At 70.6% G+C, this 19,661-nt stretch carries 22 protein-coding genes; 20 read left to right on the top strand and 2 right to left on the bottom strand.

What is annotated here, in order from left to right; genetic code table 11:
- Positions 1 to 27: 27 nt before the first annotated feature.
- Entirely contained in the window at positions 28 to 915 is an 888-nt protein-coding gene (locus ABNG04_RS12745) for an HD domain-containing protein (protein WP_371162787.1), read from the bottom strand.
- A 127-nt stretch (positions 916 to 1,042) separates the two neighbouring features.
- On the opposite strand from ABNG04_RS12745, the gene ABNG04_RS12740 reads away from it, so the two are divergent.
- The 7 genes from ABNG04_RS12740 to ABNG04_RS12710 all read left to right on the top strand — a co-directional run bounded on the left by ABNG04_RS12740 (position 1,043) and on the right by ABNG04_RS12710 (position 8,264).
- Complete coding sequence (locus ABNG04_RS12740; protein ID WP_371162786.1) at positions 1,043 to 1,726, top strand: haloacid dehalogenase type II; 684 nt, start codon at positions 1,043 to 1,045, stop codon at positions 1,724 to 1,726.
- A 326-nt stretch (positions 1,727 to 2,052) separates the two neighbouring features.
- On the top strand, positions 2,053 to 3,054 hold the full coding sequence (dapA, locus tag ABNG04_RS12735) for a 4-hydroxy-tetrahydrodipicolinate synthase (protein WP_371162785.1): 1,002 nt from the start codon (positions 2,053 to 2,055) through the stop codon (positions 3,052 to 3,054).
- A complete protein-coding gene (gene dapB, locus ABNG04_RS12730) occupies positions 3,051 to 3,860 on the top strand; it encodes a 4-hydroxy-tetrahydrodipicolinate reductase (protein ID WP_371162784.1) in 810 nt (269 codons plus the stop codon). The genes dapA and dapB overlap by 4 nt, the downstream gene beginning before the upstream one ends.
- A 57-nt stretch (positions 3,861 to 3,917) precedes the next feature.
- Complete coding sequence (locus ABNG04_RS12725) at positions 3,918 to 4,757, top strand: 2,3,4,5-tetrahydropyridine-2,6-dicarboxylate N-succinyltransferase (protein WP_371162783.1); 840 nt, start codon at positions 3,918 to 3,920, stop codon at positions 4,755 to 4,757.
- Complete coding sequence (lysA, locus tag ABNG04_RS12720) at positions 4,754 to 6,100, top strand: diaminopimelate decarboxylase (RefSeq protein WP_371162782.1); 1,347 nt, start codon at positions 4,754 to 4,756, stop codon at positions 6,098 to 6,100. Before ABNG04_RS12725 ends, lysA begins: the two co-directional genes overlap by 4 nt.
- On the top strand, positions 6,097 to 7,041 hold the full coding sequence (gene dapF / locus ABNG04_RS12715; protein WP_371162781.1) for a diaminopimelate epimerase: 945 nt from the start codon (positions 6,097 to 6,099) through the stop codon (positions 7,039 to 7,041). Before lysA ends, dapF begins: the two co-directional genes overlap by 4 nt.
- Positions 7,038 to 8,264: a M20/M25/M40 family metallo-hydrolase gene (locus ABNG04_RS12710; protein WP_371162780.1), complete on the top strand. Its 1,227-nt coding sequence runs from the start codon at positions 7,038 to 7,040 to the stop codon at positions 8,262 to 8,264. Before dapF ends, ABNG04_RS12710 begins: the two co-directional genes overlap by 4 nt.
- A gap of 81 nt (positions 8,265 to 8,345) precedes the next feature.
- Here the strand turns inward: ABNG04_RS12710 and ABNG04_RS12705 are convergent, their stop codons facing one another.
- A complete protein-coding gene (locus ABNG04_RS12705; RefSeq protein ID WP_371162779.1) occupies positions 8,346 to 8,843 on the bottom strand; it encodes a LabA-like NYN domain-containing protein in 498 nt (165 codons plus the stop codon).
- A 107-nt stretch (positions 8,844 to 8,950) separates the two neighbouring features.
- On the opposite strand from ABNG04_RS12705, the gene ABNG04_RS12700 reads away from it, so the two are divergent.
- From ABNG04_RS12700 to nuoK, 13 genes are all read left to right on the top strand, one after another.
- Positions 8,951 to 10,054 carry an AI-2E family transporter gene (locus tag ABNG04_RS12700; RefSeq protein ID WP_371162778.1) on the top strand — a complete coding sequence of 368 codons (1,104 nt, stop codon included), beginning with the start codon at positions 8,951 to 8,953 and terminating at the stop codon, positions 10,052 to 10,054.
- Between the two features lie 114 nt (positions 10,055 to 10,168).
- Positions 10,169 to 11,317, top strand: a complete 1,149-nt coding sequence (locus ABNG04_RS12695) for an FtsZ/tubulin family protein (protein WP_371162777.1) — start codon at positions 10,169 to 10,171, stop codon at positions 11,315 to 11,317.
- Positions 11,318 to 11,392: 75 nt separating this feature from the next.
- Positions 11,393 to 12,127 (top strand): profilin-fold protein, encoded by a 735-nt coding sequence (locus ABNG04_RS12690; protein WP_371162776.1) that lies wholly within the window; start codon positions 11,393 to 11,395, stop codon positions 12,125 to 12,127.
- Between the two features lie 135 nt (positions 12,128 to 12,262).
- Positions 12,263 to 13,441, top strand: a complete 1,179-nt coding sequence (purK, locus tag ABNG04_RS12685; protein WP_371162775.1) for a 5-(carboxyamino)imidazole ribonucleotide synthase — start codon at positions 12,263 to 12,265, stop codon at positions 13,439 to 13,441.
- Between the two features lie 111 nt (positions 13,442 to 13,552).
- Complete coding sequence (purE, locus tag ABNG04_RS12680) at positions 13,553 to 14,161, top strand: 5-(carboxyamino)imidazole ribonucleotide mutase (protein ID WP_371162774.1); 609 nt, start codon at positions 13,553 to 13,555, stop codon at positions 14,159 to 14,161.
- A gap of 202 nt (positions 14,162 to 14,363) precedes the next feature.
- Positions 14,364 to 14,780: an NADH-quinone oxidoreductase subunit A gene (locus ABNG04_RS12675; protein WP_371162773.1), complete on the top strand. Its 417-nt coding sequence runs from the start codon at positions 14,364 to 14,366 to the stop codon at positions 14,778 to 14,780.
- Positions 14,780 to 15,478 (top strand): NADH-quinone oxidoreductase subunit B, encoded by a 699-nt coding sequence (locus ABNG04_RS12670; RefSeq protein ID WP_371162772.1) that lies wholly within the window; start codon positions 14,780 to 14,782, stop codon positions 15,476 to 15,478. The genes ABNG04_RS12675 and ABNG04_RS12670 overlap by 1 nt, the downstream gene beginning before the upstream one ends.
- A complete protein-coding gene (locus ABNG04_RS12665; RefSeq protein WP_371162771.1) occupies positions 15,475 to 17,136 on the top strand; it encodes an NADH-quinone oxidoreductase subunit D in 1,662 nt (553 codons plus the stop codon). Before ABNG04_RS12670 ends, ABNG04_RS12665 begins: the two co-directional genes overlap by 4 nt.
- Positions 17,136 to 18,209, top strand: coding sequence for a complex I subunit 1/NuoH family protein (locus ABNG04_RS12660; protein WP_371162770.1), 1,074 nt, complete (start codon positions 17,136 to 17,138; stop codon positions 18,207 to 18,209). Before ABNG04_RS12665 ends, ABNG04_RS12660 begins: the two co-directional genes overlap by 1 nt.
- A gap of 1 nt (position 18,210) precedes the next feature.
- On the top strand, positions 18,211 to 18,672 hold the full coding sequence (locus tag ABNG04_RS12655; RefSeq protein WP_049931224.1) for a NuoI/complex I 23 kDa subunit family protein: 462 nt from the start codon (positions 18,211 to 18,213) through the stop codon (positions 18,670 to 18,672).
- Between the two features lie 49 nt (positions 18,673 to 18,721).
- Positions 18,722 to 18,988: an NADH-quinone oxidoreductase subunit J gene (locus ABNG04_RS12650; RefSeq protein ID WP_297887648.1), complete on the top strand. Its 267-nt coding sequence runs from the start codon at positions 18,722 to 18,724 to the stop codon at positions 18,986 to 18,988.
- Entirely contained in the window at positions 18,985 to 19,344 is a 360-nt protein-coding gene (locus tag ABNG04_RS12645; protein WP_371162769.1) for a hypothetical protein, read from the top strand. The genes ABNG04_RS12650 and ABNG04_RS12645 overlap by 4 nt, the downstream gene beginning before the upstream one ends.
- Positions 19,341 to 19,661: an NADH-quinone oxidoreductase subunit NuoK gene (nuoK, locus tag ABNG04_RS12640; RefSeq protein ID WP_006113013.1), complete on the top strand. Its 321-nt coding sequence runs from the start codon at positions 19,341 to 19,343 to the stop codon at positions 19,659 to 19,661. The genes ABNG04_RS12645 and nuoK overlap by 4 nt, the downstream gene beginning before the upstream one ends.

Below are 19,661 nucleotides of genomic sequence, written 5' to 3'. Positions count from 1 at the left end.
CGGCGTGGTTCCGCTCCGGGCCGGTCCTCAGAGCTCGATCCGGTCCACGATCGAGCCGTTGCCGTCCGTCCCGTCGTTGTGGGTGTTGATCGCGACGGTCCGGATCCGGTCTTCGAGGAGCGACCCGTCGATCTTCGCCTTCAGCAGCGAGTCAACCTGGTAGACGCCGGCGGCGTTGTTCATCCGGATCACGACCTGGACCGGTGTCTCGTCGCCCTCCCGAAGCGAGACGCGCTCGATGGCCTGCGAGGAGACGGTGTTGATCCCGCGGCCGCCCTCCTCGTAGGGGACCCGCGAGCGCCCGCGCTCCATGTCGAGCCCGTCGGCGATCCGGACGACGCCCGCCTCCAGCGTCAGCGGCTGTTCCTCGGTGTGGTGACAGAGGATCGCGTGGAGCACCTCCGCCTTCACGCGGACCCGGTCGGCGACGCCGTAGAACGAAGGGAGGAGGTCGTTCAACAGGTCCGCCGCGAGCGGGATCGAGTAGTACGGGTGGTCGTGGCGGTGGACGACGTGGCCGATGTCGTGGAGCGTCGCCGCCAGCGCGACGATAACCGCCTCGTCGGCCTCGTCGAGCCCCTGCTGACGCGCGCCGTTGAACTCGACGCCGCCGGACTTGAGCAGGTCGTACAGCCGGAGGGCGCGATCGCGGACGATCTCGACGTGCTTGGCCCCGTGGTCGTTGTACCCCTTCCTGGCGACCGGGTTGACGTTCTGCGCCTCCAGGTAGGTGACGACTTCCTCGTCCGACGTGAGCCGCGCGAGGACCTCGTTGAGCCGCTCGTCGGGGAACGCGTGCGCGGCGTCCGGGTCGTACTCGTGGCGGCCCGCGTCGGTGTCGTCGGCGATATCGTCGCGCCCGGCGGGCGCGCCGCTCGCGGTCGGATCGGGGGCGTCGTCGGCAGGGTCGCTCATGCGTCGCACAGAGTCGCCCGGCCGACATAAATGTGCGAGGCGTGCGGGTCGGCGGTCGCACGGCTGCCCGGGGGTGGCGTCTTCGACGGCCCGGCCGCTTATCACGCCGCCCGCTGTGGGCACAGGCATGGCGCTCGACGCCGACCGCGTCTCGACGGTCACGTTCGACTCGTACAGCACGCTCGTGGACGTGGAGGCCGCAGAAGCCGCGCTCGCGGACCGCGTCGCCGACCCCGAGCCGGTGTCGCGGCTGTGGCGGTCGCGGTCGCTGGCGTACACGTTCGTCGCGAACGCGGTCGACGCCTATCAGCCGTTCTACGAGATGAACCGCGACGCGCTGACGTACGCGCTCGCCGCGCACGGCGTCGACCTCCCGGAGGCCGAGCGCGACGAGATCCTCGCGGTGTACCACGAGCTGGAGGTGTTCGACGACGTGCGCGACGCGATCGGTCGGCTCCGCGAGGCGGGGTACGACTGCTACGTTCTCTCGAACGGCGACCCGGCGATGCTTGCGTCGCTCGTCGACCACGCCGACATCGCGGACCTGGTCGTCGACACCGTCAGCGCCGACGAGGTGGAGACGTTCAAGCCCGCGGCCGAGCTCTACCGCCACGGCGCGGCCCGGACCGGGACCCCGATCGACGAGGTGGTCCACGCCACCGCCGGCTGGTTCGACGTGTTGGGCGCGCGCCACGCCGGAATGCAGGCCGCGTGGGTCGACCGGAAGGGGACGCCGTGGGAGCCGTTCGGCGGCGACCCGGACGCGACCGTCGAGACGCTCCACGAACTCGCCGACCTGCTCGGGGCCTGACCGGAACGCGGCGGGGAACGCGCGGAAACGCCCTCGCGCCCGCCCTGTGGCAGTTTCGGCCCGAGACACAACGCATAAGCGCGTAACCGTCGCATATGTCGGTGTGATCCGACCCGCGTTCGCCCGCGGTCAGCCGTCCGCGCCAGCGACGCGGCTCTTCTCGAAAAAACGCGCGTGAGCCGTCCGCCGGCGGGAGTGGCGACCCCGTCCCGGACGACCCCCGACTCGCGGCGCGCCGGGCGCGCAGGCGCCTCGCCTCGCGACCGGACCCCGCGACCGTCTCGTCTCACGACCGACACCGTATCCCACCCACCCACACCGAACCCATGACGGACACGACGACAACCACGCCGTACGCGACGACCGACGCGACCGACAGAGAACCGACCGACGCGCCCTTCGAGGGCGTCTATCCGGCGATGACGACCCCGTTCACTGACGAGGACGCGGTCGATCACGACCAGCTCGCCGAGAACGCGCGCTACCTCGAACGCGCGGGCGTCGACGGCGTCGTCCCCGTCGGCTCGACCGGCGAGTCGGCGACGATGAGCCACGACGAACACGTCGCGGTGATCGAGACCGTCCGCGACGCGCTCGACGACATCCCCGTGATCGCGGGGACCGGTTCGAACAACACCGCCGAGGCGCTCTCGCTGTCGCGGCGCGCGGCCGACGCGGGCGCCGACGGGCTCCTGCTCATCTCGCCGTACTACAACAAGCCCGAACCGCAGGGGTTCCTCGACCACTACCGGACCGTCGCCGACGCGGTCGACCTCCCGCAGATCGTCTACAACGTGCCGAGCCGCACCGGCGAGTCGATCCCGGCGGACGTGACGGTCGAACTCGCCGAGCATCCGAACATCCGCGGGTACAAGGCGGCGTCCGGCGACCTCAATCTGATCAGCGAGGTCGTCGAGCGGACCCGCGACGAGGAGTTCGCGGTCCTGTCGGGCGACGACGGGCTCACGCTCCCCGTCCTCTCGATCGGCGGGACGGGCACGATCAGCGTCGTCGCCAACGTCGAGCCCGAGCGCACCTGCGCGATGGTCGGCGCGGCGCTCTCGGGCGACTACAGCCGGGCGCGGGCGCTCCACCACGAGCTCTCGCCGCTCGTCCGCGAGCTGTTCGCCGAGACGAACCCCATCCCGGTGAAGGAGGCGATGTACGTCCGCGGGCGGGGCGGCCCCCGCGTCCGCTCGCCGCTCTCGCGGCTCTCCGCGGACCGCCGCGAGTCGCTCCGCGAGCTGCTGGCCGCGTACGACGAGCACGCGCCGGGCGCGCTCGACCCGACGGTCGCCGACCCCGCGGCGACGGGGGACGCGGAATGAGCGACTCGGCCGACCCGACCGCCGCCGGCCTCCGAATCGCCGTCACGGGCGCGGGCGGCCGCATGGGCCGCGAGGTGATCGAGGCCGCCGCCGACCGCGATGGCGTCGCGGTTGCTGTCGCCGTCAACCGGACCGCGACCGACCCGGTGGCGGGCGTCGCGGTCGAGGACGCCGACCGCCTCGACGACCTGCTCGCGAGCGAGGCGCCGGACGTCTTGGTCGACTTCACCGGCCCCGACTCGGCGGTCGCGTACGCCGAGGCCTGCGCCGATGCCGGCGTCCCCCTCGTCACCGGAACGACCGGGTTCACCGACGCCCAAGTCGACGCGCTCCGCGCCGCGAGCGACGCGGTCCCCGTGCTCAAGGCGTCGAACTTCGCGCGGGGCGTGGCCGCGCTCCGCCGGGCGGTCCGCGAGGCCGCCGCGGCGCTGCCGGGCTACGACGTCGAGCTGACGGAGACGCACCACAGCGGGAAGCGCGACGCCCCGTCCGGCACCGCGAAGTCGATCCTCGACGACGTTGAGCGCGTGCGCGACGACCTCGACGAACGTGTCCACGGTCGCGAGGGCGACGCCCCGCGGGAGTCCGGAGAGATCGGCGTTCACGCCCGCCGCGCGGGCGACGTGACCGGCGAGCACGAGGTTATGTTGGCGGGGAACCGCGAGACGCTCGAACTCACGCACCGCGCCGGCGACCGCGGGGTGTTCGCCGAGGGGGCGCTCGACGCGGCCGCGTGGCTCGCCGACCGCGACCCCGGCTGGTACGGGTTCGACGACGTGTTGGACGCCGGAGGGGCCGATGGATAACTCCGGAACATCCGAGTATCGACGGGTAAATACCGCCACTCATCCATACACCAGCCAATGAGCCTCGAATCCGACGTCGCCGACCTCTGGAACCGCTATCAGGACGGGTTGACCGCCGCGGACGCGACCGACGCCGACGCGGCCGTCGTCAATGAGTTCCTCGCCGCCCTAGAGACCGGCGAGGTCCGCGCCGCGGAGAAGACCGGCGACGACGTGACCTCGTGGGAGGCCAACGAGTGGGTCAAGCGGGGCATCCTGCTCAACTTCGGCCTGCGCGAGACGGAGCCGCGCGAGTACGGCGGCGTCACCTACTACGACGTGCTCCCGCTGCGCGACACCGAGGACCTCGCGGCGCGCGGCACGCGTAACACGCCGGACGGAACCGTCATCCGCCGCGGGGCGTACCTCGGGAGCGACTGTATCATGATGAGCCCCTCGTTCGTCAACATGGGCGCGTACGTGGGCGACGGCACGCTCGTCGACTCCTGTGACACCGTCGGCTCCTGCGCGCAGCTGGGCTCGGACGTCAAGCTCGGCGCGAACACGCTGATCGGCGGCGTGCTCGAACCCGTCGAGGACGCGCCAGTAATCGTCGAAGACGGCGTCTCGTTGGGCGCGGGCTGCCGGGTCACCTCGGGCTTCCGCGTCGGTGAGAACTCAGTCGTCGGCGAGAACACGCTGCTCACGCCGCGGATCCCGGTCTACGACCTCGTCGAAGAGGAAGTGATCTACGGCCACCTCCCGGCCGAGCGCCGCGCGTTCACTCGGATGGTGGAGTCGTCTGTCGGCGACCACGACCTCTTCGAGGGCGGCGCGTACAAGCCCGCGGTGGTGGCGACGCACGTCGAAGCGGAGACGCTGGAGGCGACCCGGCGGGAGGACGCGCTCCGCGAATGAGCGACTCCGACGCGGCCGCGGCGGCGACGGGCGGGGAGACCGGCGACAACCCCTCGGTCCGTCGCGTGAGCGACTGGGACGCCGCCAGCCTCCGCGGGCTGGCCGACGCCCACGAGACGCCCCTGTACGTTCAGGACCTCGACCGGGTCCGCGAGAACTGCGAGCGCCTGCGCGCGGCGTTCCCCGACGCCGACGTGCGGTACGCGGTCAAGGCGCACACGGGCCAAGCCGTCTTGGAGGCCGTCCGCGACGCCGGTCTCGACGCCGAGTGCGCCTCGGCGGGCGAGGTCGACCGCGCGCTCGCGGCGGGCTTCGACGGCGCGCGGCTCCACTACACCGCGGTCAACCCGCCCGCCCGCGACCTCGACTACGTCGTCGGTGTCGCAGAGCGCGACCCTGCCCTCACCGTCACGGTCGGCGCGGTCGACACCCTCGACCGGCTGGCCGAGCGCGGCTACGACGGCCGGGTCTGCGTCCGCGTGAACCCCGGCGTCGGCGCGGGCCACCACGAGAAGGTCACCACCGGCGGGGCCGCGAAGTTCGGAATCCCCTACGACCGCGCCGCAGAAGCGGCGCGGGACGCGGCCGAGCGCTTCGACGTGGTCGGGGTCCACGCCCACGCGGGCTCCGGCATCGACCCGGACCAACTCGACAGCCACCGCGAACTGGTCGCGCGGATGGGCGAGCTGGCGCGCGAGCTGACCGACCCGGACGAGGCCGGGGCCACGTCCCTCGATCTTGAGTATGTCGACGTCGGCGGCGGGTTCGGCGTCCCCTACCGGGAGGACGCCCCGGCGCTCGACCTGCCGGCCGTCGCCAACGCCACTCGGGACGCGGTCGCGCCGCTCCCCGAGGGCGTCGAGCTCGCGGTCGAACCCGGCCGCTACGTCGCCGCGGACGCGGGCGTCCTCCTAACCCGGGTAAACACCGTGAAGCCGACGCCGGACGAGACGGTCGTCGGCGTCGACGCGGGGATGACGGACCTCCTGCGCCCGACGATGTACGACGCGTACCACCCGATCCGAAACCTCGGCGGCGCCGAGGGGGAGCCGGCGGTCGACGAGCGGGAGGCAACCCCTGTCACGGTCGCCGGACCTATCTGTGAGACCGGAGATACCCTCGGCAAGGACCGCGCGATCGCCGCGCCGGCCCGCGGGGACCGCCTCGCGGTCGGTGTCGCGGGCGCGTACGGATACGAGATGGCGAGCCAATACAACTCACGACCGCGGCCCGCGGAGGTCGCGCTCGACGACGGATCTGTGACCACGACCCGACGCCGAGAGACGCTCGGGGACCTCCTGACGGTCGAACGCGAGGCGGGGCGACCGGGGGGCGAGCGATGAACACGCACGCCGTCCCGGTGGAGAAGTACCACGGCACGGGCAACGACTTCCTCGTCGTCGACGCGGCCGCCGAGAGCGTCGGGGACCGCGCGGCGTTCGCGCGGGCGCACTGCGACCGCGAGACGGGCGTCGACGGCCGCGACCTCGACGCCGACGAACGCGGCGCGCATTCCGACCGACGCGGCGCGGACGGCGTCCTCTTCCTCAGCGTGGCGGAACGGTTCGATCCGACCCGCGTCGTGATGACGTTAGTCCAGCCGGACGGCTCCACCGCGACGATGTGCGGCAACGGCGCGCGGGTCGTCGCGCGCTGGGCCCACGACCGGACGGGCGACCACGAGTTCATGATCGACACGCAGGCCGGCACCCGCCGCGCCACCGTGACCGCGGACGCGACCGCGGCCACCATCGAGATGGGCGTGCCGACGTTCGACCCCCGTCGCGTTCCGGTCGCTCGGGAGGGCCACGACGCGGACGACCCCCTGGTCGACGAACGGGTCGAGGGACTGACCGTCACCGCCGTCAACACCGGCGTCCCGCACGCGGTCGCGTTCGTCGACGGCGGGCGCAACGACTCCGACGGGATCGACGCCGTCGACCTCGACGTGGTCGCGCCCCCGGTCCGACACGCCGACGTCTTCCCGGAGGGGGCGAACGTGAACCTCGCGGCGGTCGTCGACGACGGGAGCGGCGACGGGCCCGCGGTCGTCGACCAGCGCACCTTCGAGCGCGGCGTCGAGGGCGAGACGCGCTCCTGCGGCACCGGCGCGGTCGCAGTCGTCGCGGCCGCCCGCCGGCTCGGGCTGATCGACGGCGAGGCCGCGGTGAGTCGGCCCCCGGGCGGCGAACTGGAGATCACCGTCCCGGACGCGGGCCACGCCACCCTGACCGGGCCCGTCGCCCACGAGTTCTCGGGAACCATTCCCGCAGACCCGCAATGAGCAACGGGAGCGACGCCGACTCAGGCCGTGGACCGACGTTCGATCCGGTCTCGTTCCTCGAAGACGCGGTCGCGATCCCCTCTCACGAGTCGGCCGACGAGATGCGTGACTTCGTTGTCGAGACGCTCGAACGGCGCGGGGCCGATCCCCGAGTCGTCGCGGACGGCTGCGTCCTCGCGGAGACGCGCTCCCCGGCCCCCGAAGCGGGTCCGCACCTCGTGTTGAACACGCACCTCGACACGGTGACGCCGCACGTCCCGTTCGAGCGGGGCGAGGCGACCGCCGACGAGCGCGGCGAATCCGAGTCGGACGCCGCGGCCGGCGGGGCGGTGATCCGCGGTCGCGGGGCGTGCGACGCGAAGGGGCCGCTGGCGGCGCTCCTCGCGGGCTTCCTCACCGCCGATCCGGACCGCGGCCGGATCACGCTCGCGCTCACGCCCGACGAGGAGGCGCTGTCGCTCGGCGCTGCGGCGCTGACCGGGCGGCTTCCGGGGACCGACGACCGCCTCGACGGCGACCTGTTTCTGGTCGGGGAGCCGACCGGGCTCGACGCCTGTACCGCCGCGAAGGGGCGGTTCCAGGCGACCGTGGCTCTCTCCGGGACCGCCGCCCACGCCGCGGAGTTCGCCGGCGCGAACGCGGTCGCGGCGGCCGAGGACGCGCTCGCCGCGATCCGGACGTTCGACGCAGACGCGACCGTTCACCCGCAACTTGGATCCCCGAAGCTCACGCCGACCGTGATCGAGGGCGGCGCGGCGACGAACCAGGTGCCGGCCGACTGCGAGATAACGGTCGACCGCCGGAGCGTGCCGCCGGAGGGCGCCGCGGAGTTCCGGAAGTCGCTCGCGGACGCGGTGCGGGCTTCGCTCGCTCCCGACCGCGACGTCGACGCCGCGGTCACGCTGACCGACCGCGAGTCGCCGTTCTTGGAGGCGTTCGCGACGGACACGGACCACGAACTCGTCCGGACCGTCGCGGACGCGGCACGCGACGCTGGCGACGCGGTCGGCCTGCCGGGAGAGCGGGGCGGTGACGTGCGCCCCTTCGGCGCGGCGACCGAGGCGTCGTACTTCGCGCCGGCGCCGACGGTCGTGTTCGGCCCCGGCGACCTCGCCGACGACGCCGGCGCGGTCGCGCACGCCGAGCGGGAGTACGTCCGGGTTCGCGAGGTCGAGGCGGCCGCGGCGACCGTCGAGCGTGCGGTGGCGGCGCTGCTCGGCTAGCTCTCGGGGTACGGTGCCGGTGGCGGCCCTTCGGCCGCGCCGCCGTCGGTGGCTCCTCTAGTGCGGTCCGCTCGGCGACTCCTACAGCAGGTACTTCTCCTCCTCCTCGGCGAGGTCGACGAAGTCGTCGGCGGCCTCGATCAGTTCGTCGGCGGCGGAGTTACCGAACCCCATCGCCTCCACGCGGACGCCCTCGTGTCGGAGGTGCGAGCAGAGGCGCGCGAAGTCGCCGTCGCCGGTACAGAGGACGACCGTGTCGACGTGGCTCGCCAGCGAGACCGCGTCGAGGCTCATCCCGAGGTCCCAGTCGGCCTTCTTCGAGCCGTCGGCGAACGTCTTGATCTCCTTGATCTTCGTCTCGAAGCCGATGTCGCGGAGCGCCTCGAAGAAGCTCTCCTCCTCGGGCGAGTCCGCGCGGATCACGTACGCGATTGCGCGGACGAGCGACCGGTCCGCGACGGCCCCGTCGAGGAGCCCGGAGTAGTCGATGTTCCGCGAGTAGACGCTCTGCGCCGAGTGGTAGAGGTTCTGCGAGTCCGCCAGCACCGCGACGCGCTGGTCCGGGTGAATGTCGGTCATACCCCCCACTTCAGCGCCCGCCGTTAGGGGCTTTGGGATCCGCGCGACGGGGTCGGTGGACCGCGGTGACCACCATAGTTTATACCGGACGCTGGAGACCGTGGCCCATGGACGAGAAGCGGTTCGTCGTCGCCCTCTTCGGCATCGCGGTCGCGGTCGTCGCCGGCTACGTGGCCTATCGGTTCGTCGCCCCGCTCACGGTCGCCGTCTTCCTCTACTACTCGACGCGGCGGTTCTACCAGCGGCTCGAACGCTTCCGGCTGCCGACGCGCGTCCGCGCGGTGGTGTCGCTGTCCGTCATCGGTCTCCCGCTCATCGGGCTCGTCAGCTACACGTTGGTGCTGCTCGTCTTGGAGGCCCGGCGGTTCATCGAGGCGTACCCGGTCGCGGACACCATCGGCGCGGAGAACTCGGTGATCGGCGACCTGGCGACGCTGTCGAACCCGACGACGGACGAGCTGCTCGCGGCGTACCGCTCCGGCCAGTTCGACCCCCTCATCGAGCTGGTCTCCGAACAGGCGTCGCTGCTGGCGAGCACCCTCTCGGGGCTCGCGCTGAACCTCCTCATCACCGCCGTCGTCACCTACTACTTGTTGATCGACGGTTCCCAGTTCCACGAGTGGCTCCTCCGGTTTGACGACGACGCGGTCGTCCGCGAGTACCTCGAGACCGCCGACGACGAACTGGAGGCGGTGCTGTACGGGAACCTGCTCAACGTGATCGCCATCTCGATCATCGCGGTGGTCACCTACCTCGGGTACAACGCTGTCGTCCCCGCGGCGGTCGAGATCCCCTACCCGACGCTCGCCGGCGCGCTCACCGGCGTCGCGAGCCTGATCCCGGTGATCGGGATGAAGATCGTCTACGTCCCGGTCGCGGCGGCGATGTCGATCCCGATCGCGCTCGACGGCGACGTCTCGCTGCTCGTGTACGTCGCCGGCTTCCTCGCCGTCGCGGCCGTGGTCGTCGACACCATCCCCGACATCGTCCTCCGGCCGTACTTCAGCGGCGACACGACTCACGTCGGCCTGCTCATGCTCGCGTACATCTTCGGTCCGGTCGTCTTCGGCTTCCACGGGCTGTTCCTCGCGCCGATCATCCTCGTGTTGGCGCTGACGTTCGCGAACACCGCGCTGCTGCGCCTGCTCGGCGTGGAACCGGACCCATGTCCGGAGATACCCGACCGACAGCGCCGCATCGACGAGTTCTGAGGCGATCCGCGGTCGCCGCGCCGCGGCTTCTGCCCGGATCCGCGACGCCGCCCGCCGGGCGCTCGTTCGCGGCGAGCCGAAGTCATATATCCCCGCTCGCCGACCGGGCCACGTATGCGACTACACGTCATCGGCCTCGGCGGGGCCGGCGGGCGGATCGCCGACCGGCTCGCCGCCGCGCACGACGCCGACCCGTTCCTCGCGGGCGTCAACGCCTTCGACACCGACATGGACGCGCTCGGGGCGCTGGACGCGCTCGGCGCGGAGCGGCGGTACCGGTTCGGCGACGCCGCGGGCGGGGACGGACTCGAGGGCGACCTCCACGCGGGACGCCGCCTCGGCGACGCCCACGCCAGCGAACTCGGCAGGGCGATGGACGATCAACAACCCTTCCTCACGGAGGCGTTCCTGATCGTCGTCGGCCTCGGGGGCGCGGCCGGCGCGGGTGCGGCCCCCGCACTCGCCGAGGAGCTCTCACGGCTCTACGACGCCCCGGTCTACGCCTTCGGGTTCCTCCCAGTCCCGGCCGAGACGGAAGCGCCGGACGACGACGGCCCGGCCGGCGGGCCCCGAGAAGGCGAGTCGCCGCCGACCCCTCACCGTCCGCTGGCCGAGCGGAACGCCGCGCGGACCCTCGACGCGCTCTCGGACCGCTGTGCGGCGGTCTTCCCGTTCGACAACGCGGCGTGGCTTCGGCCGGGCGAGACGCTTCCCGGAGCCCGCGACCGGCTCGACGAGGCCGCGATCGAGCGGATCGCGGCGTTGTTCGGCGCCGGCGAGACGCCGGACGGGACCGAGACGCCCCAGCAGGTGCTCGACGCGAGCGACGTCGCCCGCGCGGTGGGGAGCGACGGCGAGATCGCGGCGATCGGCCGCGCGACGCAGGCGGTGGAGCCGCCGGACTCGGGGTCGCGGTTCGGGCTCGGGCTGTTCGGCTCCGACGAGCCGGCCGAGGTGGACACGAGCGCCGCAGTGTCGGCCATCGAGACGGTCATCCGCAAGGCGGCCCGCGGGAAGAGCACCGTCGAAGTGCCGGACGGGCGCGCCGACCGGACGCTGCTCGTCGTCGGGGGGCCGCCCGCGTGGCTCAACCGGGAGGCGATCGCCGGCGGGCGGCGCTGGCTGGCCGAGGAGACGGAGTCGGACGCGATCCTGAGCGGCGACGCGCCGGTCCGCGACGGCGACGCCGTCTCCGCGGTCGTGATCCGGTCGGGAATCGACGAGCCGGAGCGGGTGCGCGAGCTGCGCGAGACGATCGCCTGACGCCGGTCGGTCGGGCTCGGCCTGCGACCCGTGGGCACCCGAACCGATTAACCCCGTGGCGCGCCGAACGATCCCGTGACGACGCAGGCAGACCTCGGGATCGACGTCGACGTGCGGGACGCCGCGGCCGTCGCGGAGCACCGCGACGAGCTCGTCGCCGCCGTCCGCGACCACGCGGGACAGATCGCCTACCAGCTCGCCCGGCTCCAAGGCGGCGACTACGGCCGGGAGACCCTTTCGACGCCGGGCGGTGAGTGGACGGTGAAACACGAGGCGGGCGAGCTGGAGTTCCTGCTGTTCTCGCCGAAGTCGGGCTCGGACACGTACGTGATCTCCACGAAGCAGCCGCCGGAGCCGGCCGCGCTGGCGACCGCGCTCGACGACTACGCGGCGTTCGTGGCGGCGTGGAACGACCACGTCGACTCCCTGTCCGGCGTCCTCGACGGCGTGAGCGCCGAGTTCCCCGAGCCGGCGACGACCGACGGCGTTGTGGCCGAGCGCGACCGCGTCCTCGACGCGATCCGCGACGTCTGCTCGGTGATCGCTGGGGAGATATACCGTTACGAGAGCGACGACTACGGGACGTTCGCGACGCGCGTCGATGGCGACCGGTGGGAGCTGAAGTACGACGAGGGGGCCGTCTCGTACCTTCGGGTTGGCGGCTCGGGCGGGTTCTACCTCCTCTCGCAGTACGAGGCGCCCTCCGCGGCCGACGTCCGGGCGTACGCCGACCGGTTCCGCGGGTTCGTCGACGCGTACAACGAGTTCGTCAATGAACTGGAGGCGGACCTCGAACGCGTCTCCCTCTGAGTCGGGGGTCTACCCGCCCACCCGGTTTCATGCCCCCCGTGGAGGGTTCGCCCTCGGCTCGCTGATCCGTGTTCACGCATATCTGCTTCGCATTTTGGCAATACTTATTCATCTCTGTTGGGTAGCGGCTCTCACATGCCGATCACTCTTCCGGGACCGACGCTCGGCGTCGTCGGCGGCGGCCAACTGGGCCGAATGCTGGGCGAGGCGGCCGCGCCGCTCGGCGTCGACCTGGTCGTGTTGGACCCGACCCCCGACTGCCCGGCCGCGCCCGTCGCGACCGACCAGATCGTCGCCGACTTCGACGACGCGGACGCGATCGACGAACTGGCGGCCCGCGCCGACGCCCTGACGTTCGAGATCGAGCTCGCGGACCCGGACCGCATGGCCGCCGCGGCCGCGGCGCACGACGTGGCGGTCCATCCCGACCCGGCCACGCTGGAGACGATTCAGGACAAGCTGGTCCAGAAGGAGGCGCTCGCCGACGCCGGGATCTCCGTCCCCGAGTTCGTCGCGGTCGCGACCGCCGAGGGGCTCGAACGCGTCGTCGAGGAGTTCGGCGGCGTCATGCTGAAGGCCCGCGAGGGCGGCTACGACGGCCGGGGCAACGTCCCGGTCGAGTCGCCGGATGAGGCCGCCGCCGCGCTCGACGAGATCGGCGGGGCCGCAATGGCCGAGGAGTTCCTCGACTTCGAGCGGGAGGTCGCCGTGATGGGGCTGAAGGGCGCGGACGGCGAGACGCGGACCTACCCCGTCACGGAGACGGTCCACCGCGAGGAGATCCTCCGCGAGAGCGTCAGCCCCGCCCGGGCCGACGACGCGGTCGTCGCCGAGGCCGAGTCGGTCGCCCGCGACGTGCTCGACGTGCTCGACGGCCGCGGCGTCTACGGGATTGAGCTGTTCGAGACCCGCGAGGGCGACGTGTTGGTCAACGAGATCGCGCCGCGCCCGCACAACTCCGGCCACTGGACCATCGAGGGCGCGCGCACCTCGCAGTTCGAGAACCACGTCCGCGCCGTCCTCGGCTGGCCGCTCGGGCCGACCGACCTCGTCGCGCCCGCGGTCACGGCCAACGTGCTTGGCGACGTGGACGAAACCGAACCCGCCACGCTCCGGAACGTCGAGTCCATCTTCTCCGCGCCCGACGCCGACCTCCACTGGTACGGGAAAGAGGACGTGTACCCGCTCCGCAAGATGGGGCACGTGACGGTGACGGACCCGCACGCCGACGCACCGGACGACGGTGCGGACCGCGACGCGCTGCTCTCGCGGGCGCGAGCCCTCCGTGACAGGCTGACGTTCCGCGACGCGTAGCCGGGGCGGGACCCCCTCGTCGCGAGCGGCGTTCGGACTCCTCGCCTTCCACCTCGCCCCGGCGTCGCCGCATCCGGGAGTTCCTTGTAGCCCTCCGCCGAACGCCCGACCATGACGACGGTTGACGACCTGATCGAGCGGCTCGAATCGGAGGCGGCGGCCGACGCCAACCCGGCGACCACGCCAGACGTGGGGATCATCATGGGGTCCGACTCGGACCTCCCGACGATGGAGGGGGCGTACGAGGCGCTCGACGACCTCGGCTTCGCGGAGCAGACCGACTTCGCTGACCCGCCGGACGCGCGGTTCACCTACGAGAGCTACGTCGTCTCCGCGCACCGGACGCCGGAGCTGATGTACGCGTACGGGGAGACGGCGACGGCCCGAGGGCTGGACGTGATCGTCGCGGGCGCGGGCGGGAAGTCCGCCGACCTCCCCAACATGACCGCCTCGATCGCGTACCCGGTCCCCGTGATCGGCGTGCCGGTCCAGGAGAAGTCGGTCGACTCCGTGATCGGGATGCCGACCGGGGCCCCTATCGTCGCGGTCGACGCCGGCAAGTCGTACAATGCAGCGCTGTCTGCGGCGCAGGTCCTCGGGCGCGAACACGAGGTCGTCGCCGAGCGTCTGATCGACCTCCACGACGAGCAGAAGGCCGGCGTCGCGGACGTCTCCGTCGACCTCCACGACCTCGGTCTCGACGGGTTCCGCGAGCGGTAGCGGGCCCGCGGTTCGAGAGCTCCCGCCGCAGGACCGCATCGCCCCCGTTTTGTGCCTCCCAGCGAGCCGGACGGCGGAGGCTCCGTCGCTTGGCAGGCGCTTCGACCGCGAACGGCCGGTACCGGCCCGCTCGCCCGCGGACGCACAAGACTCAACGCTTATGAGGGGGCGGTCCAAACCCCAGCACGTTACGGAGACCTATATGAGCGATTGGATAGCGATTGGCGCCTTGGCGGTCGTCGGCCTGCTCATCCCGATAGCGATGATGACAGTGTCGGCGCTGCTCCGTCCGAGCGTGCCTGAGACCGGTAAAAGTACCACCTACGAGTCCGGCGAGACCCCGACGGGCGGGACGCGGATCCGGTTCAACATCCAGTACTACATGGTCGCGCTGTTGTTCGTCGTGTTCGACATCGAGACCGTGTTGCTGTTCCCGTGGGCGGTCATCTACCGCCCGGCCGTCCAGGCCGGCGTTCCGATGGCCGACCTGCTGTGGCCGATGTTGGCCTTCGTCGGAATCCTCGCGGTCGGACTCGTCTGGGCGTGGCGGTCGGGGGCGATCAGCTGGGCCCGTAGTCCGCGCGCGACCAACAGAAAAACCACCGAGGACATCAACTAATGAGCAGCGATCAACCGTTTATCACCGACGAATCGCAGGTCGTGACCGAGACCAGAGACGCCCGGATGACCGGGCAGGGAGACCGGTTCAATTCCCGGCTCCGGGAGGCGTTCGGCTCCTCGCCGTTCATCCTCACCAAGTTCGACAAGTTCCTGAACTGGTGTCGGGGCTCCTCGATGTTCATGCTGCAGTTCGGCATCGCCTGCTGTAGCATCGAGATGATGCACACCTACGCGGTGAAACACGACCTCGACCGCTTCGGGTCGGGCGTCCCCCGCGCCTCGCCGCGGCAGGCCGACGTGATGATCGTCCCCGGGACGATTGTCTCGAAGTTCGCCCCGCGCATGAAGCGCGTCTACGACCAGATGCCCGAGCCGAAGTTCGTCGTCGGCATGGGCTCGTGTACCATCTCCGGCGGCCCGTTCCAGGAGGGGTACAACGTGATCAAGGGCGCCGAGGAGGTCATCCCGATCGACATCCACGTCCCCGGCTGCCCGCCCCGTCCCGAGGCGCTCGTGTACGGCGTCGTGAAGCTCCAGGAGCGCGTCGCCAACGGCGAGGCCGCGCCCGTCACCGTCAAGCCGTACGAGCTGGAAGAGTTCTCCGACCTCGAACGCGACGAGCTCGTCGACAAGCTGGCCGACGAGATCGACGACGACGAGCTCGTCATGCGGTACAACTTCGCTGATTCGCCATGAGCCTCGAACGACCAGACAGCGTCGACGACGACGTCGAGCGCACGCCCGACGAGATCGAGGCGCTGCTCGGCGACCTCGTCGTCGACCGCGACGACCACCTGAACGCGCCCGGGTTCGTCATCCGCCCGGACACCGTACAAGAGACGCTCCGGACCCTGAAACAGCAGGCGGGGTACGACCACCTCTCCGTCGTCTCCGCACAGGAGTACGAGAACCGCTACGAGTCGATCTACCACCTGAAGAAGTACGACGACCCGACCCAAGAGGTCAGCATCGTCGTCCCGGCCGACAAGGACGACCCGGTCTCCGAGTCGGCCGAGCCCGTCTTCCGCACGGCCGACTGGCACGAGCGGGAGGCGTACGACCTGATCGGGATCGAGTACGACGACCACCCCGACCTCCGCCGGATCCTGCTCCCCGAGACGTGGCAGGGCCACCCCCTGTCGATGGACTACGACAAGGACCGGCCGCAGATCGCCACGCTGCCGGCGCACGCGAACCCGCTCGAGGACCACCACAAGGACGCCGAGTCCGACACGATGTTCCTCAACATCGGGCCGCACCACCCGGCGACCCACGGCGTCCTCCACCTGAAGACCGTCCTCGACGGCGAGCAGGTCGCCGACGTCGAGCCCGACATCGGCTACCTCCACCGCAGCGAGGAGCAGATGGCGCAGTCCGGCACGTACCGTCACCAGATCATGCCGTACCCCGACCGCTGGGACTACATCTCGGCGGGGCTGCTCAACGAGTGGGCGTACGCCCGCGCGGCAGAGGACCTCGCGGACATCGAGGTCCCGGAGTACGCGCAGGTCATCCGGACGATGGGCGCGGAGATGTGCCGGATCGCCGCGCACATGCTCGCGCTCGCGACGTTCGCGCTCGACATCAACGGCGACTTCACGGCGACGTTCATGTACGCCATCAACGACCGCGAGCGCGTCCAGAACCTCTTGGAGGACCTGACGGGCCAGCGGCTGATGTTCAACTACTTCCGGCTCGGCGGGGTCGTCTGGGACCTGCCCGAACCCCGTGAGGAGTTCTTCTCGAAGACCCGGGACTTCCTCGACCAGCTCCCGGAGTCCGTCGAGGAGTACCACAACCTGATCACCTCGAACGAGGTGTTCCAGATGCGGACGATCGACACCGGCATCCTGCCGCCGGAGGTCGCGAAGAACTACGGCGCGACCGGCCCCGTCGCTCGCGGCTCGGGCGTCGACTACGACCTGCGCCGCGACGACCCGTACGGCTACTACGACGAGCTCGACTGGGACGTCGTCACCGAGGACGGCGGCGACAACTTCAGCCGCCTCCTCGTCCGGATGCGCGAGGTCGAGGAGTCCGCGAAGATCATCGAACAGTGCGTCGACCTGCTCGAGGACTGGCCCGAAGACGAGCGCAACATCCAGGCGAACGTGCCGCGCACGCTGCGCCCGGACGACGACGCGGAGATCTACCGCGCCGTCGAGGGCGCGAAGGGCGAACTCGGCATCTACATCCGCGCGGACGGCACGGACAAGCCGGCCCGGTTCAAGATCCGCTCGCCGTGCTTCTCGAACCTCCAGACGCTCCCGGAGATGGCGAACGGGGAGTACATCCCCGACGTCATCGCGGCCCTCGGTAGCCTCGACGTCGTTCTCGGGGAGGTGGACCGCTGATGGGCACGGCCCCCGCACAGCTGTTCCCCGAGTTCATCGTCGACACGCTCGGCCTCGACAGCGTCATCGGCGAGGTCGCGGCCTCGCTCGTCGCCGCCTTCGTCGTCGGGAACATCATCCTCGCGTTCACGGGCGTCGCGGGCCCGTGGGCGAAACGGAAGATCACGGCCGCGTTCACCGACCGGATCGCGGTCGACCGGATCGGGCCTTACGGCCTGCTCATCATCCCGGCGGCCGCGATCCAGCTCCTCGCGAAGGAGCTCATCATCCCCGAGGGCGTCGACCGTCCCTCGTGGGACATCGCGCCGATCATCCTGCCGTCGTCGGCGCTGCTCGGCTTCTCCGTGATCCCGATGGGCCAGCTCGGCCCGATCAACCTCCACCTCGCGGACCCCGAGGTCGGGTTCGCGCTGGTGTTCGCGTTCGCGTCCATCGCGTCCGTCTCGCTGGTGATGGCCGGGTACGCGTCGAACAACAAGTACTCGCTCCTCGGCGGCCTCCGCGCCGTCGCGCAGAATCTCGCGTACGAGATCCCGCTCATCGTCACGGCGATGTCGGTCGTGATCTTCTCCGGCACGCTCCAGATGAGCGGCATCGTCGGCGCGCAGACCGAGACGCTCGTGACGATCGCCGGCGTCTCGATCCCGTCGTGGTACGCCCTCGTGAACCCGTTCGCGTTCGTGCTGTTCCTCACGGCCAACATGGCGGAGATCGGGCGGAACCCGTTCGACATCCCCGAGGCGCCGACCGAGATCGTCGGCGGGTACCAGACGGAGTACTCCTCGGCGTACTTCGTCCTCTTCTACCTCGGCGAGTTCGTCCACATCTTCCTCGGCGGGGCGATCCTCGCCGTGACGTTCCTCGGCGGGGCCTCCGGGCCCGGTCCGGAGAGTATCAGCTTCATCTGGTTCGTGGTGAAGATCTGGGGCTTCTTCCTGTTCACGCAGTGGGCCCGCGCGGCGCTGCCCCGCGTCCGTATCGACCAGCTGATCGAGATCGGCTGGAAGGGAATGCTGGTGCTGTCGTTCGCGAACCTGGTGCTCACGGCCGTAATCGTGGGGGTGATCGCGTAACATGATTGGACTCATGAAATCCATGGCGACGACGATGAAGCACGCGCTGGACGGGAACACGTTCACGGTGGAATACCCGGAGGACGCGCCCGAAGTGAGCCCGCGGTTCCGCGGGGTCCACAAGTTCAGCCAGGAGCGGTGTATCTGGTGTCGGCAGTGCGAGAACGTCTGCCCGAACGATACGATCCAGATCGTTCAGGACGACCAGCGTAACGGCGAGCAGTACAACCTCCACATCGGGCAGTGTATCTACTGCCGGCTCTGCGAGGAAGTCTGCCCCGTCGACGCCATCCTGCTGACCCAGAACTTCGAGTTCACCGCGGACACGAAGGACGACTTCGTGTTCAACAAAGAGCAGCTCAAGAACGTCCCGTGGTACAAGGGGATCGACCCGCTGGAGTCCCGCAATCCCGATCGCGGCGCGTGGATCGGGGAGGGCGACGGCGAGGTCGACTACCAGTAGCGGGCTCGTCTCGAAATCTTCAAAGGGGTTCTCATAGGAGACAAACACAATGGTTTATCCTACCATCGCGTTCGGGCTGTTCGCCGCGGTCACGCTGGCGTTCGCCCTCGGGGTCGTCCTGGCGCGCGACGTGTTCCACGCCGCGCTGCTTCTGGGCGGAGCCCTCACGAGCGTCGCGGTGCACTACGTGATGCTGCGGGCGGAGTTCATCGCCGCCATGCAGATCCTCGTCTACGTGGGCGGGGTCCTCATCCTGGTCACGTTCGCCGTGATGCTCACGCGATCTGAGACGGACACGGAGGTGAGTAGCGCGTGAGCGACGACGAGAGCCGCGGGTCGCGGATCCTGCCCGCGATAGCCGTGGGCGCACTGTTCGCCGTCTTCGTCGCGACGATCAACGCGGCGACGTTCGACGCCGCGCCAGCCGGGTTCCCGGCCGACGCTTCCATCGTCCACAACATCGGGTACGCCCTCTTCGACCTCGGCGCGTACGACGTCGCGACGGTCCCCGCCGAGGGGTTCCTCGCGGCGTTCCTGATCGCCGCGGTCGCGCTCGACGTGGCGGTCGACGGCGCCGTCTACCTCGCGAAACGCGAGGAGGACGGGTCCGTCGTCTCCGCGGTCGGCGGGGCGTTCACCGACGGCGGCCGCGACGGAGGTGACCGGAAGTGACCGCCGTCGCGTCTTCGATCCCGCCGACGTGGTACCTACTGCTGGCGTCGGCGGTGTTCTGTATCGGGCTGTTCGGCGTGCTGACGCGGCGGAACGTGCTGTACTTCCTCATGAGCGTCGAGCTCATGATGAACGCGGCCAACATCAACTTCGTCGCGTTCGCGCTGTACTACGGCGACCTCACCGGGCAGGTGTTCGCGCTGTTCGTCATCGCGCTCGCCGCCGCGGAGGTCGCGATCGGCATCGGCATCATACTCGTGTTATACCGCAACTTCGGCACGACTGACGTGACTGTTCCCGCGGAGATGAGGTGGTAA

Source organism: Halorubrum miltondacostae (genome assembly GCF_041379815.1).
In the GTDB taxonomy this organism is placed as follows: Archaea; Halobacteriota; Halobacteria; order Halobacteriales; family Haloferacaceae; genus Halorubrum; species Halorubrum miltondacostae.
The sequence above is the reverse complement of the archived record's forward strand: the minus strand, read 5'-3'. Positions and strand labels throughout refer to the sequence as shown.

What these genes read in the sequence shown, in the direction of transcription:
- ABNG04_RS12705 (WP_371162779.1), bottom strand. Translation starts at nt 8,843, where the DNA reads ATGACCGACATTCACCCGGACCAGCGCGTCGCGGTGCTGGCGGACTCG.
- ABNG04_RS12660 (WP_371162770.1), top strand. Translation starts at nt 17,136, where the DNA reads ATGGGCACGGCCCCCGCACAGCTGTTCCCCGAGTTCATCGTCGACACG.
- dapF (WP_371162781.1), top strand. Translation starts at nt 6,097, where the DNA reads ATGAACACGCACGCCGTCCCGGTGGAGAAGTACCACGGCACGGGCAAC.
- ABNG04_RS12675 (WP_371162773.1), top strand. Translation starts at nt 14,364, where the DNA reads ATGAGCGATTGGATAGCGATTGGCGCCTTGGCGGTCGTCGGCCTGCTC.
- dapA (WP_371162785.1), top strand. Translation starts at nt 2,053, where the DNA reads ATGACGGACACGACGACAACCACGCCGTACGCGACGACCGACGCGACC.
- ABNG04_RS12665 (WP_371162771.1), top strand. Translation starts at nt 15,475, where the DNA reads ATGAGCCTCGAACGACCAGACAGCGTCGACGACGACGTCGAGCGCACG.
- purE (WP_371162774.1), top strand. Translation starts at nt 13,553, where the DNA reads ATGACGACGGTTGACGACCTGATCGAGCGGCTCGAATCGGAGGCGGCG.
- purK (WP_371162775.1), top strand. Translation starts at nt 12,263, where the DNA reads ATGCCGATCACTCTTCCGGGACCGACGCTCGGCGTCGTCGGCGGCGGC.
- lysA (WP_371162782.1), top strand. Translation starts at nt 4,754, where the DNA reads ATGAGCGACTCCGACGCGGCCGCGGCGGCGACGGGCGGGGAGACCGGC.
- ABNG04_RS12745 (WP_371162787.1), bottom strand. Translation starts at nt 915, where the DNA reads ATGAGCGACCCTGCCGACGACGCCCCCGATCCGACCGCGAGCGGCGCG.
- ABNG04_RS12650 (WP_297887648.1), top strand. Translation starts at nt 18,722, where the DNA reads ATGGTTTATCCTACCATCGCGTTCGGGCTGTTCGCCGCGGTCACGCTG.
- ABNG04_RS12740 (WP_371162786.1), top strand. Translation starts at nt 1,043, where the DNA reads ATGGCGCTCGACGCCGACCGCGTCTCGACGGTCACGTTCGACTCGTAC.
- ABNG04_RS12725 (WP_371162783.1), top strand. Translation starts at nt 3,918, where the DNA reads ATGAGCCTCGAATCCGACGTCGCCGACCTCTGGAACCGCTATCAGGAC.
- ABNG04_RS12655 (WP_049931224.1), top strand. Translation starts at nt 18,211, where the DNA reads ATGATTGGACTCATGAAATCCATGGCGACGACGATGAAGCACGCGCTG.
- ABNG04_RS12710 (WP_371162780.1), top strand. Translation starts at nt 7,038, where the DNA reads ATGAGCAACGGGAGCGACGCCGACTCAGGCCGTGGACCGACGTTCGAT.
- ABNG04_RS12695 (WP_371162777.1), top strand. Translation starts at nt 10,169, where the DNA reads ATGCGACTACACGTCATCGGCCTCGGCGGGGCCGGCGGGCGGATCGCC.
- ABNG04_RS12670 (WP_371162772.1), top strand. Translation starts at nt 14,780, where the DNA reads ATGAGCAGCGATCAACCGTTTATCACCGACGAATCGCAGGTCGTGACC.
- dapB (WP_371162784.1), top strand. Translation starts at nt 3,051, where the DNA reads ATGAGCGACTCGGCCGACCCGACCGCCGCCGGCCTCCGAATCGCCGTC.
- ABNG04_RS12700 (WP_371162778.1), top strand. Translation starts at nt 8,951, where the DNA reads ATGGACGAGAAGCGGTTCGTCGTCGCCCTCTTCGGCATCGCGGTCGCG.